The following is a 12,350-nucleotide window of genomic DNA, read 5'->3' on the forward strand; positions in this document are numbered from 1 at the left end:
GGGCGTCGCGCGCCCGTCCCGGAGCCGACGCTACGTGCCCGGCGGCGGCTCCACGACCGATCGGGTGGTCAGTCCCACGAACGCGCCCAGCCGTTCGAGCGACTCGGGACGCTGCGGCAGGGTGCGCGTGAGGTGCGTCGAGCGGACCACGAACGCCGCCCACTGACCCCGCGACACCGCGACGTTGAGGCGGTTGCGGTCGAGCAGGAAGTCCAGCCCTCGCGGCACCTGCGCGGGCGACGACGCCGCGGTCGTCACGATCACGACGGGCGCCTCCTGCCCCTGGAACCGGTCGACCGTGCCGACGCGCGTGTCCGTGAACCCGGCCGCGTCGAGCTTCTGCCGCACCGTCCACACCTGCGCGTTGTAGGCGGCGACGACCAGGACGTCGGCGGCCGTCAGCGGCCGGGACGGCTCGGCGGCGTCGGGGTCGTGCCAGGTGCGTCCGACGAGGTCGGCGACGAACCTGACGACCACGTCGGCCTCCTGCGGGGACGCGACCGCGTTGCCCTCGTGGTCCACCAGCACGCCGTGCACGCCCGGTGGCACCCCGTCGAGCGACCGCCGGGCCGCACGCGGCGCCGACGCCAGGCGCCCCTCGTACGCGAGCGTCGACACCGCCGCGCACAGCTCCGGGTGCATCCGGTACGTCACGGGCAGGAAGTACCCGAGGTCTGCCGGCAGGGTGTCGTGGCCGTCGGTGAGCCAGCCCAGCGCGCTGCGGTCCACCGGCTCGGGGTGGGTGCCCTGGCTGACCTGCGGCAGCTGCTGCGGGTCGCCCAGCAGCAGCAGGTTGCGGGCGGCACCGGCCACGGCGAACGTGGTGGCGAGCGCGAACTGCCCGGCCTCGTCGACCACCAGCAGGTCGAGCGGCTCACCCGGCAGACGCCTGGCGTTGACCAGGTCCCAGGCGGTGCCGCCGAGCACCGCACCGGCACCCGGGCGGCCGCCCGGGTGCGTCGCCCAGAACTCACCGAACCCCGTGTCCGGGACCCACGTCCACGGCGCGTCCGGGTCGGCGGTGCGGGCGTCGGAGGAGCCCGGCGCCTTCTTGGCGATCGCGTCGCGCGCGACGCCGGCGGCCGCGACCCCGCGCAGCATGTTCTCGACCACCGCGTGCGACTGCGCGACGACGCCGACGCGCCACCCCCGGGCCACCAGCGCCGCGATCACGCGTGCGCCGGTGTACGTCTTGCCGGTCCCGGGCGGGCCCTGGACCGCGAGGTACGAGTCGTCCAGGTCCTCGACGGCGTCCGTCAGCACGTCGACCAGGCCCGCCCCGTCGCCCACCGACGGCAGTGGCCGGCCCGAGCGGGTGCGCGGCGGCGTGCGCCGGGCAAGGTCGAGCACGGCGGAGCGCGGCAGCGGCACGTCGGAGTCGGCGGGCACGTCGTGCACGGCGTCGAGCACCTGCTGCGCCAGGCCGCGGATCGCCTCACGCAGCGGGCCCGTGCCGATCGGACCGGACGGGGCCAGCGCCATGGGCAGCTCCGCGAAGGCCTCCGTCCCCTTCGGGCGCGTCTCCTCGACGAGCAGGACGTCGCGCACGGCCGACCCCTCGCCGGTGGCCGTCACGTCGAGCACCGTCATGCGCTCGCACCAGCCGCGCGGCGCGTCGACCGACCGCTTGACGCACTCCGGCAGCGGCGGCTCGTACAGGCCGACGGCCTGCGTACCGGGACGCAGGTCGCTGCCGGGCTCCAGCCGGCCGGTCATGCGCAGCACGCGGCGCTCGACCTTCTTGCCGGCGGGCAGGTGCCAGTCGGTGACGACCTCGACGGCGCCGGGCCGGTCCGCGAGCAGCACGTTGCGCCGCTCCGTCCAGTCCGAGGGGTGCGCTCCGAGCCGGTCGAAGTGCCCCCACCAGTACGGCTTGTCCTCGCGCTGGTGGTACCGCAGGGCCGCGCCGACGAGCGCGACGGCCTGGCGTGCGGGGGAGCGGACGACACCCTCGCCCGGGCCGGGCCCGGCGACCGCGAGCAGCGCGTCCTCCAGCGGGTCGGGCGTGGCGAGCTCGGCCGCGCGGGCCTCGGCCGTCGGGTCGAGGACGACGGCACGCGACGGCGCGACCCCGGCCTCGGCCAGCCGCGCCAGCAGCCAGTCGCGCAGCCCTCGCGTGGAGTCGCAGTCGTAGTGGTTGTAGACCTCGATGGCCTTGATGCGGTCGGTCCAGTCGTCCAGGCGGCCGGCGTCGCGCGCGGCGACCGCCTCGGCGTACTCGACGATCGAGTCCGCCGCGGTGGTGACGCCGTCCCCCCGGCCCGTCGCCATGTACAGCGGCTCGAGCTTCTTCAGCGAGTACGACCGCTGCCCCGTCCGCACGCCCGCCTTGACCGCGGCGTACAGGTCGACCAGCAGCCCTTCGCGCAGCAGCGCGTCCACCTGCGCCTCGCCCTCGCCGTGGCGTGCGGCGAGGCGACGCAGCGTCGACTTCTCGTACGCCGCGTAGTGGTAGACGTGCATGCCGGGGAAGCGCGCCCGGCGGTCGGCCAGGTACGCGAGGAACTCCCGAAGGGCCACACGCTCGGCCGCGCGGTCGTGCGCCCAGAACGCCACGAAGGGCGCCTCCGCACCCGGCTCCGGCGGGTTCTCCACCACGCCGAACAGGTACTCCAGCCCCCACGCGTCCGGCTCGCCGGCCATCGCGGCGTCGTACCACAGGGGGTCGCCCTCGAAGTCGAAGAAGATGTCGCCCGGGTCCGGGGGAGGCAGCAGTGTCGCGACCGCCTGCGCGTCGGTCACCTCGTACGGGACGTCCGTGGGGTGCGCCGGGTCGGGGTTGCGCGCCTCGAGGTCGAGCTGCAGCCGCGCCTGCAGGCGGGCCCGTGCGACGACGGCCGGGTTCAGCCCTTCGACCTCCAGGCCGTCGGGCGCCGCGGCCAGCGCCTCGACGGTCGTGATGCCGACCGTGGCCAGCGCCGCCCGCTGCCGCTCGTACACCCCGGCGACCAGGGTCACGTCCCGACGCACCTCGAGCTCGTGCGTGCACAGCGAGCACCGGCCGCACGCGGACCAGCGCCCGTCGCCCCACACCACCGGACCCTGCTCGGCGCGGTGCGTGTCCAGCACGTCCTGCAGGCGGGCGCGCCGGTCCAGGTACACGGGCACCAGGTCGGCCACCGCGTGCCGCGTGACGGCACCGTCGCCCAGCGCCAGCTCGACCTCGCGCGCCACCGGCAGGCCCGCCCGGGTCAGCTGGTCCGCGTACGCCGCCACCTGCAGCAGCGCGGTCGGCTGCGCGTTGCGGGCGAGCTTGGCGTCGCGCACGGACCAGGCGCCGGCCTCGTCCCGCACGACGAAGTCCGCGCGCCCCACGAACCGGCCGTCGAAGAACGCGGCCTGGTGCACGACGTCCGCGGTGCCCAGCAGGTCCAGCGTCGCGGCCTGCGCCGCCTCGAGGTGCGCCCGCGACCGCGGGTCACCCGTGCCCGGCACCTGGGCCAGACCACCCCGTGCCCCGGGCCGCCACACGCCGTACCGCCGCACCAGCGAGCGCAGCACGCGCTGCTCGTGCTCGTCACCCAGGTGCGCGACGCGCGCGAGCACGACGTCCGCGTCGGGGGTGACCGCGGCAGCGCGGCCCAGGTGGGCGTCGAGCGACCGGAGCACCGCGTACTCGCAGGCCGCGGCCGCCGTCAGGTCGCCCGCGGAGTACGTCAGGGTGCCGTCGTCGAGCAGGATCACACCGGCAGGCTACGGCCGACCTCCGACACCCCGGCCGACCTGCGCCCGCGGTTCGCGCCCCGCCCTGCGCCGGCGCTCGCCGCGGCCCGGCAGCGGGTCGCTCGAGATGCGGACGGGCGGACCGTCCCCGACGGTGGTGTCCCGGCGTCGCCCTCGCGTCGCCGCACCCCAGCACAGGAGGACGCACATGACCCGCACGGTCTCCGAGCTCATGACGCCCCACCCCACGGTCGTCGAGGTCACCGACACGCTGCACGCGGTCGCGCAGACCATGGCCACGCAGGACATCGGCTCCCTCGTGGTGGCGCAGGACGGCGCGGTCGTCGGCATCGTCACCGACCGCGACCTCGTCGTGCGCGGCCTGGCGGAGGGCCTCGGCCTCGACGCCCCCGTCGGCAGCATCGCGACGGGCGACCCGCTGACCGTGGCCCCGGACGACGACCTGCGCGACGTCGTGCGCATCATGCGCGAGCAGGCGGTCCGGCGCGTCCCGGTGGTCGAGGGCGGGCTGGCCGTCGGGGTCCTCAGCATCGGCGACCTCGCCGCCGAGCTCGACCCCACCTCGGCGCTCGCGGACATCTCCGAGGCACCGGCGAACGACTGAGCGCACCCGGCGTCCACGCCGGTCACGACGGCGGCCGACCCCCCACGGGCGGCCGCCGTCGGCGCGCCCACCGACCCGCGAGCGCATCCGCCGTTCCGGATGCCGGTCCCGCCCGTCCACCCCACCATGGACGCATGGCTGACCAGACCACACCCCAGGACCCGACCACCCAGCACCCCGACCCGGACACGCAGACGGCCGAGCAGATCGAGCACCCGGGGCGGACCGAGGACATGCGCAAGGAGCCCGACCACGGCGAGGAGTCGTACCGCGGCTCCGGACGCCTGGAGGGGCGTCGCGCGCTGATCACCGGCGGTGACTCCGGCATCGGCCGTGCCGTGGCCATCGCCTTCGCCCGCGAGGGCGCCGACGTCGCGATCTCCTACCTCCCCGAGGAGGAGGAGGACGCCCGCGTGACGCTCTCCTGGATCGAGAAGGCAGGCCGCAAGGGCCTGCTGCTGCCCGGCGACATCCGTGACGAGGCGCTCGCGCGCTCCCTGCCGGACCGCGCCGCGCAGGAGCTCGGCGGGCTGGACGTGCTCGTCAACAACGCCGCGTACCAGATGGCGCAGTCCGGGCTGGCGGACATCACCACCGAGCAGCTGGACCGCGTGCTGAAGACGAACATCTACGCGATGTTCTGGATCACCCAGGCCGCGCTGCCGCACCTGAGCGCCGGGGCGTCGATCATCAACACCTCGTCGATCCAGGCGTTCGACCCCAGCCCCGGCCTGCTGGACTACGCGTCCACCAAGGCCGCGATCTACAACTTCACGATGGGCCTGGCCCAGCAGCTCGCGGAGGACGGCATCCGCGTCAACGCCGTGTGCCCCGGCCCCATCTGGACCCCGCTGATCCCCGCGACGATGAACGCGGAGAAGGTGGAGAGCTTCGGGTCCGACACCCCGCTGGGTCGCGCCGGGCAGCCGGCCGAGCTGGCGCCCGCCTACGTGTTCCTCGCGTCGCAGGAGTCGTCGTACGTCACCGGCGACCGCATCCTGGTGACCGGCGGGCGGTCCTGATGCGCGTCGTCGTCGTGGGCGGCCACGGCAAGGTGGCACGCCTGCTGGCACCGCTGCTGATCGCCCGCGGCGACGACGTCGTCCCCCTGGTGCGCCGTCCGGAGCACGCGGACGAGCTGGCCGCGCTGGGCGCGCAGCCCGCGCTGCTGGACATCGAGTCGGCCGACGCGGACGACTTCGCGGGCGTGCTGACCGGCGCCGACGCCGTGGTGTTCGCGGCCGGTGCCGGCCCGGACGGGCGCGCGGACCGCAAGCGGACCGTCGACCTCGAGGGGTCCCTGAAGTCGCAGGACGGTGCCCGCCGTGCGGGCGTCCGGCGGTTCGTGCAGGTCTCCGCGATCGGCGTCGACGAGCCGATCACCGACGACATGCGGGCCGTCTGGGCGGCGTACGTGGTGGCCAAGCGCGACGCCGACGAGGCGCTGCGCGACTCGGGCCTCGACTGGACGATCCTGCGGCCCGGCGGCCTGACCGACGGCCCCGGCACCGGGCGGGTGCGGCTGGGCGACAGCGTGCCGCGCGGAGAGGTCCCCCGCGCCGACGTCGCCGCGGTGCTGGCCGCCGTGCTGGCCGACCCCGCGAGCGTCGGGCACCAGTGGGAGCTGGTCGGCGGGGACACCCCGATCGTGGACGCGCTGGCGGCGGCCACGGGGGCCTGAGCCGTCAGGCGCGCTCGCGTTCCCCCACCAGCACGTGGTGCGGGTGCACCCGCCCGGCGTCCAGACGGGTGGCGGTGACGGCCAGGCCGGCGTCGCGCAGCCACCCGGCGACGACGTCGGGTGGGACGAACGTGAAGGTGGTCGACCCCTCGGTGATCCGCAGGACCCGCACGGACAGGGTCTCCTGCCACCGGTTCCAGGCGACCTTCCACCGGGGGGACGTGCCCATCTCCTTGACGACGAGCCGCCCGCCCGGCGCCACCTGCTCGGCCGCGGCCAGCAGCAGGCGACGCTGGGCGTCGGCGGGCAGCAGGTAGAGCACGTCCACCACCACGACGGCCGCCCACGGCCCGGCGGGCACGGCGCCGTCGGGCGCGACCGTCAGCTCCAGGTTGGGCACGCGTGCCGCGGCACCGGCACCGACCGCGACCTTGTCCGCGTCGATGTCCACCCCGACCACGCGGCGCCCCGGGCCGGCGAGCGCGGCGTAGGCACTGAACAGGCCGTGCCCGCAGCCGATCTCCAGCACGGGCCCGTCGTCGGGCAGCAGCGTGGCCAGCCGACGGAACGGCGCGCTCCACCAGCGCACGTGCACGTGCGCCCGCTCCTGCCACGGCGCGTCGCGGTACAGCGCGAGCGCGCGGCGCCCCAAGGCGTCGGGTGCGCGCGTCACGGGCGTCCCCCCGCGTCGGGCGCGGCCGTCGCGGCCAGGCCGGTGAACCCGGTGAGGACGTACCCGCACGCGTCGACGTGCGCGCGGGTGCGCGGCGACGTCAGCGCCGCGAGCTCGTCGGACCACCGGTAGCCCCACGCGAACCGCCCCGCGTCGGGGTCGTGCGCGACGCCCGGGTGGGCGTTGACCTCGAGCGTGCGCGCGCCGCGCGCGGCGGCCGCGGTGAGCGTCGCGACCCAGCGGTCCTCGTCCATCGCGCCCGCCTCGTCGAGGCCCGCGTAGTCGTCGGTGGTCGTCAGGCCCGCCCGCCGCAGGCGCCCGTGCAGCACGCGCCCCAGGGCGCCGACGCCCGCAGCGGTCACGCCCCGCGCGTGGCTGCGGGGCAGGCGGACCGCACCGATGCCCGCGCCGACGGCGAGCTCGGTGACGACCCGGCCCACGACCGGCCACAGGTGCGTGTGCTGGTGGGTGTCGAGGTGCGTGACGGGCAGGCCGACCCCCTGCACGCGCTCCAGCTGGGCGCCCAGCTCGCGGCGCACGTCGTCGGGGTCGATGCGCCCGGCGAGCCCGCGTGCCACGACGGTGCGGTAGCCGAGCGGGAAGCGGCCCCGCCGGTCGACGAGCGTGGGCACCTCCCGGGCGGACAGCAGCGGCGGGTCCTCGCCGACGAGCGCGAGGTGCGCGCCGAGCTCGAGCGTCGGGTGGTCCCGCAGGACGCGGGCCGCGTCGTCGAAGGCGGTGCCCACCGCGAGCAGCGACGTCGCCGTCACCACGCCGTCGACGTGCGCGCGCCGCACCGCCTCGTTCACGCCGGCGGTGAGCCCCAGGTCGTCCGCCGTGACGACGAGGAGCCGCGTCACGCGCTGTCTCGTGCGGGTCGGGCGGGCAGGCTGCGCAGCTCGCGCCGCAGCGTCCGCATCTCGCTGAGCATCGTGCGGATCACGCCGAGCGAGGAGAGCGTCGAGACCCCGCGCGTGCGCGGGAAGTAGTCGACCCCGATCTGCAGCACCTCGAACCCGGCCTTCTGCGCCCGCACCAGCAGCTCGGCGTCGATGAACGACCCCTCGCTGCGCAGGGTCACGTGGTCCAGCACCTCGCGGCGGACCAGCTTGAACGCGAAGTTCACGTCCCGTACGCGGGTGCCGAACATGACGCGGACCAGGCCGTTGTAGAGGAACGAGTACACGGCCCGGCGCGGGCCCTCGCCCGTGCGGTCCAGCCGGTACGCGCTGACGATGTCGACCTCGTAGGTCTGCAGGACGCGCAGCGCCCGCTCGAGCTCGCGCATCTCGAACGGCAGGTCCGCGTCGGTGTACAGCACGACGTCGCCCTTCGCGGCGTCGAAGCCCGAGCGCATCGACCCCCCGAGCTTGCGGTTGACCGGGTGGTGCACGACCCGGACGTGCGGGTCCTCGGTCGCGAGCAGGTCCGCGATCTGCGGGGTGCGGTCCGTCGAGGCGTCGTCGACGACGATCACCTCGTAGTCGAGCACCTGACCCTGCTCGATCAGCTGGCGGCAGGTGACGGACGCGGCCGCGACGGCGCGCTCGATGTACTCCTCCTCGTTCCACATGGGGAAGAAGACGGAGATGCGGGACAACGGTCCCGGACCGCGTGTGGACGTCATGACACTGCCACCCCTCTGCCGAACAGGTACGTGAGCACGACGAGCAGCGCTGCCGACACGACCAGCGTGACGGGGACCACCCACCGCCGCTGGCGATCCGCGAGGAAGCTGCCCGCCGCGGCCATCACGGGGAAGGCCACCAGCACGTACCGACCCGCCCCCATGAAGTCCTTCGTCCCGATGATCGGGATGAGCAGCACGACCGCGGCGTAGGCGGCGTAGCCCCACCCGAACAGCCGTTGGACGCGCCGTAGCAGCAGCACCGCGCACAGGCAGGCGAGCGCCTGCAGCGTCAGCAGCAGCGCGATGTCGTACGGCCCCTTGATCAACGTGCCCGCGTAGACGACCTTGAACCAGGTCCGCGGCCCGACGCCCTGGTTCCAGCCCGGTGCGGACTCCACCTCGACGAACGCGAGCGGGTTGCCGAACTCCAGCCACAGGTACAGGCACCAGCCGGCCAGCCCCAGCCCGGATGCCAGCACCCCGACGTGACGCAGGCGCACGTCGCGCACGGCGGCGACCAGGTCGCGCCACCCGGGCCACACCGGCGGTGCGCCGCCTGCCCCGGCCACGGGCGGGTCGTCCGCCGCGAGGTCGCCGGGGCGGGCAGCACGGCGGTCCTCCGCCAGGATCTCCAGGGTGCGCACCACCAGGCCCACCGCGACGGCGACCCCCACGGGCCGGCCCGCGGTGGCCACCGCGCCGACGATGCCGGCCGCCAGGTACCAGCGTCGTTCCAGCAGCACGAACGCGCCGATCGCGCTCAGCAGGAACAGCGCGTCGGCGTACATCGGGCCGTAGAGGAAGAACGCGTACGGGTACAGCAGCAGGACCGCGACCGCCAGGACGGCGGTGCGCCGCGGCAGACGTCGGCGCGTCCAGAGGGCGAACAGGACCACGGCGACCAGCCCGCACAGCACGCTCAGCAGCTGCCCGGCGACCTGGTGGTCACCCAGGAGCTCCCCGAACCCGCGCACGCCGAGCGGGTACGCGGGGAAGAACGCGACGGGCGACTGCTGCCCCGGCGCGTACGAGTACCCGTCGCGCACGATCTCGAGGTACCAGCCCGCGTCGTACTGGTACCAGCCGTCGAGCCACGACGGGCCGGTCAGCTCGGGGTCGTGGCGCACCTGGTGCCGCGTCGCGAGGGCGACGACCGTCGACAGCACGACGACCAGGACGGCGAAGACGCCGGCGACCGCGGCCCCGTACCACCGGTCGCTGCGCTGCGCGACGGGCTGCGCTCCGGGTCTCGTCATGGCCGATGTCACCTGGATCCCTGCTCTCCGTGTCCGGGACGCACCGTGGCGGACGGCGCGAGCATAGGGTGAGACGTCCGGGCGCCGTGCCGCGTTGGGGTCCGACCGGGTGACGATCGTGGACCGGGTGCGTGGCGAGGGCGAGGTGACGGGTGGTCGGGCTGCTCTGCGTCGCGGGTTCGGCGCTCTGCTCGGGCTCCGCCGTGGTGCTGCAGGCCGTCGCGGTGCGCCGCCTGCCGCACGACACCGGGCTGGGGTCGACCCTCGCGCGACGACTCCTCACGTCCCCGGCCTACCTGGCCGCCCTCGTGCTCGTGGCCCTCGGGTTCGCGCTGTCGTTCGTCGCGCTGCGCACCCTGCCGCTGTTCCTGGTGCAGGCCGGGCGCGCGTCCGGGCTCGCGGTCGCCGCGGCGCTGGCGGTCCTGCTCCTCGGTGCGCGGTTCACGGGCCGGGACGCCGCGGGCCTGGTCGCCCTGGGTGCGGGGCTGGTCGCCCTGGCGCTCAGCGTCGCGTCCGCACCCGTCGCCGCACCCGCCGCCGGCGTGCCCCTGGGTCTGCTCGGGGCCGCGCTCCTGCTGGGGGTCGTCGCCTGGCGGGTGGCCGCACGGCCGCCGGCCACGCGCACGGGTCTCGCCCTCGCCGTGATGGCGGGCTGCGGGTACGCCCTGCTCGCCCTGGCCGCGCACGTGGTCGACCCCACCCGGCCGGTCGAGCTGCCGGCGGACCCGGCGCTGTGGGCGGGGGCGCTCGGCGGGTGCCTCGCGCTCGCGCTGACGGCGCTCGCACTGCGGCGGGCCCCCGTCGTGCCGGTGACGGCGGCGACCGTCGCCACCGAGACGTGCGTCGGTGCCCTGCTCGGGCTGGTGCTCGTGGGGGACCGCGCGCTGCCGGGCCGTGGCCTGCTGGCGACGGTCGCCTTCGTGCTCGTCCTGGCGGGCGCGCTCGCCGTCGCCCGCTTCGGGTCGCCCGAGTCGCTCGCCGAGCCGGAGCCGGTCAGCGCACAGGGCTGACCTGCTCACCATGGGCGGCCGACCACGCGCTGGCCAGCACCGCGTCGAGGTCGTGCGTCGCCCGCCAGCCGAGGCGCTGCTGCGCGCGCGCGACCGCTGCGACGACCGTCGCGGGGTCGCCGGTGCGCCGCGGCAGGGTCTGCAGCGGGACCTCGCTCCCGTCGAGGGCGCAGAGCCTGCGGACCACCTCCAGCACGGACACGCCCGTCCCGGTGCCGACGTTGAGCACCTCCGAGCGCACCGGGCCCGTGTCCGCCTCGAGCGCCCGCAGGGCGGCGACGTGCGCGGACGCGACGTCGCGGACGTCCACGAGGTCGCGCACGCACGAGCCGTCGGGCGTCGGGTAGTCCGTGCCGTTGACCTGCGGGGGCTCACCCCGCGCGAGGCGGCCCAGCACCGTCGTCACCAGGTTGGTCTCCTGGTCGTCGCGCAGCGCGGACGACCGTGCGCCCGCCACGTTGAAGTAGCGCAGGCAGAACGACCGCACGCCGCTGCCGGTGGCGCGCGCGGCGAGCTGCTCCCCCCGCAGCTTGGTCGTGCCGTACGGGCTCAGGGGTGCCGGCGGGGTGTCCTCGTCGACGGACGGCACGTCGGGCGACCCGTACACCGCGGCCGACGACGAGAAGACCAGGTGCGGCACGCCGGCGGCTGCCATCGCCGCCAGCACGTGCGCCGTCCCCTCGACGTTCTGCGCGTGGTACCACTCCGGCCGTGCGAACGACTCCGCGACCTCCTTGCGGGCTGCCAGGTGCACCACGGCGGTGACGTCCCAGCGCGCGAACGCGTCGGCCAGCACCCCGGGCGCGGCCGCGGACGCGACGTCGAGCCGGACCACGGGCACCCCCGGGATCCTGTCGACCCGTCCGGTCGACAGGTCGTCGACCACGACCACACTCCGCCCGGCCCCGAGCAGCGCGTCCACGACGTGCGCCCCGATGTACCCCGCCCCGCCTGTCACCAGCACGCCCACGGGGGGAGCGTACGAGTCGGGACATAGGCCGCGGGTCCTCCCGGAGGGGGACGTTCGTCGTCCCCCTGGACGAGCCGGGCGGTGCCGCGCCCCGTGGTGCGGGGTCAGCCGGCGAGCACGCGGGCGCGATCCAGCACGGCGTCGAGCATCGCGGGGGTCAGCCGGCCGGTGAACGTGTTGTGCGGGCTCACGTGGAAGCAGCCGAGCAGGACGAGGGCGGCGTCACCGCGGCGCAGGGTGAGCTCGGCCCCGTGACCGAAGGCGGGGCGGGGCCGGGGGACGTCCCAGCCCTGCTCGGCCAGGGTCGTGAGCAGCGCCTTCCAGCCGAACCCACCGAGCACCACCGCGACGCGCGGGGCGACCAGCTCGATCTCCCGGGCGAGCCACGGCCCGCAGGTGCGGCGCTCGACGGCTGTCGGGGCGTTCGCCGGCGGTGCGCACCGCACCGGGGCGGTCATCCGCAGGCCGGTGAGCACGAGGCCGTCGTCGCGGGCGACCGAGGTCGGCTGCGACGCCAGGCCGACGCGGTGCAGCGCGGCGACGAGGAAGTCGCCCGAGCGGTCGCCGGTGAACATCCGGCCCGTGCGGTTGCCGCCGTCAGCGGCAGGGGCCAGGCCGACCAGCGCGATCCCGGCGTGCTCGTCGCCGAACCCGGGCACGGGCCGCGCCCAGTACGTCTGGCCGCGGAACCGGGCCGGCGGGTCCGCGGCGGCGGCCTCCCGCCACGCGACCAGCCGCGGGCACGCGCGGCAGCCCGTGACCGCGCTGTCGAGCTCGGCCACGGTCGTGGCCGCGGCGGCGGCGTGCACCACGTCGGCGGGGTCGTCCAGGCCCGCCACGGG

11 protein-coding genes are annotated in these 12,350 nt (G+C 75.8%); 4 read left to right on the top strand and 7 right to left on the bottom strand.

The annotated features are described in order from the left end of the window. Positions 1-30: 30 nt before the first annotated feature. Positions 31-3,684 carry a bifunctional RecB family nuclease/DEAD/DEAH box helicase gene (locus J1G43_RS03230; protein WP_207369923.1) on the bottom strand — a complete coding sequence of 1,218 codons (3,654 nt, stop codon included), beginning with the start codon at positions 3,682-3,684 and terminating at the stop codon, positions 31-33. Between the two features lie 187 nt (positions 3,685-3,871). Between J1G43_RS03230 and J1G43_RS03235 the strand changes: the two genes are divergently transcribed. From J1G43_RS03235 to J1G43_RS03245, 3 genes are all read left to right on the top strand, one after another. Further along, positions 3,872-4,288, top strand: coding sequence for a CBS domain-containing protein (locus J1G43_RS03235; RefSeq protein ID WP_207339612.1), 417 nt, complete (start codon positions 3,872-3,874; stop codon positions 4,286-4,288). Positions 4,289-4,422: 134 nt separating this feature from the next. Beyond that, complete coding sequence (locus J1G43_RS03240; protein WP_207369924.1) at positions 4,423-5,310, top strand: SDR family oxidoreductase; 888 nt, start codon at positions 4,423-4,425, stop codon at positions 5,308-5,310. After that, a complete protein-coding gene (locus tag J1G43_RS03245) occupies positions 5,310-5,969 on the top strand; it encodes an NAD(P)H-binding protein (protein WP_207369925.1) in 660 nt (219 codons plus the stop codon). Before J1G43_RS03240 ends, J1G43_RS03245 begins: the two co-directional genes overlap by 1 nt. 4 nt (positions 5,970-5,973) lie before the next feature. On the opposite strand, the gene J1G43_RS03250 is transcribed toward J1G43_RS03245, so the two are convergent. The 4 genes from J1G43_RS03250 to J1G43_RS03265 are packed head-to-tail and all read right to left on the bottom strand — an operon-like array spanning position 5,974 to position 9,528. Further along, entirely contained in the window at positions 5,974-6,642 is a 669-nt protein-coding gene (locus tag J1G43_RS03250) for a methyltransferase domain-containing protein (protein ID WP_207377954.1), read from the bottom strand. Continuing rightward, positions 6,639-7,502: a ChbG/HpnK family deacetylase gene (locus J1G43_RS03255; RefSeq protein ID WP_207369927.1), complete on the bottom strand. Its 864-nt coding sequence runs from the start codon at positions 7,500-7,502 to the stop codon at positions 6,639-6,641. Before J1G43_RS03255 ends, J1G43_RS03250 begins: the two co-directional genes overlap by 4 nt. Then, positions 7,499-8,269 (bottom strand): glycosyltransferase family 2 protein, encoded by a 771-nt coding sequence (locus J1G43_RS03260; protein ID WP_207377955.1) that lies wholly within the window; start codon positions 8,267-8,269, stop codon positions 7,499-7,501. The genes J1G43_RS03255 and J1G43_RS03260 overlap by 4 nt, the downstream gene beginning before the upstream one ends. Further along, a complete protein-coding gene (locus tag J1G43_RS03265) occupies positions 8,266-9,528 on the bottom strand; it encodes a glycosyltransferase family 39 protein (RefSeq protein WP_207377956.1) in 1,263 nt (420 codons plus the stop codon). Before J1G43_RS03265 ends, J1G43_RS03260 begins: the two co-directional genes overlap by 4 nt. 152 nt (positions 9,529-9,680) lie before the next feature. Between J1G43_RS03265 and J1G43_RS03270 the strand changes: the two genes are divergently transcribed. After that, the gene (locus J1G43_RS03270) at positions 9,681-10,538 is read left to right on the top strand and encodes a hypothetical protein (RefSeq protein WP_207377957.1); all 858 of its coding nucleotides are present in this window, start codon (positions 9,681-9,683) and stop codon (positions 10,536-10,538) included. Here the strand turns inward: J1G43_RS03270 and galE are convergent. Further along, positions 10,522-11,508, bottom strand: a complete 987-nt coding sequence (gene galE / locus J1G43_RS03275) for a UDP-glucose 4-epimerase GalE (RefSeq protein WP_207369931.1) — start codon at positions 11,506-11,508, stop codon at positions 10,522-10,524. The two genes, J1G43_RS03270 and galE, sit on opposite strands and share 17 nt — an antisense overlap. Positions 11,509-11,612: 104 nt before the next feature. Beyond that, on the bottom strand, positions 11,613-12,347 hold the full coding sequence (locus J1G43_RS03280) for a uracil-DNA glycosylase (RefSeq protein WP_207377958.1): 735 nt from the start codon (positions 12,345-12,347) through the stop codon (positions 11,613-11,615). Between the last annotated feature and the right edge of the window lie 3 nt (positions 12,348-12,350).

It is taken from the genome of Cellulomonas sp. zg-ZUI22 (genome assembly GCF_017353535.1).
GTDB classification, from domain to species: domain Bacteria; phylum Actinomycetota; class Actinomycetes; order Actinomycetales; family Cellulomonadaceae; genus Cellulomonas; species Cellulomonas wangleii.

Coding starts and splice junctions, on each gene's coding strand:
- J1G43_RS03240 (WP_207369924.1), top strand. CDS start 4,423: ATGGCTGACCAGACCACACCCCAGGACCCGACCACCCAGCACCCCGAC.
- J1G43_RS03265 (WP_207377956.1), bottom strand. CDS start 9,528: ATGACGAGACCCGGAGCGCAGCCCGTCGCGCAGCGCAGCGACCGGTGG.
- J1G43_RS03235 (WP_207339612.1), top strand. CDS start 3,872: ATGACCCGCACGGTCTCCGAGCTCATGACGCCCCACCCCACGGTCGTC.
- J1G43_RS03245 (WP_207369925.1), top strand. CDS start 5,310: ATGCGCGTCGTCGTCGTGGGCGGCCACGGCAAGGTGGCACGCCTGCTG.
- J1G43_RS03260 (WP_207377955.1), bottom strand. CDS start 8,269: ATGACGTCCACACGCGGTCCGGGACCGTTGTCCCGCATCTCCGTCTTC.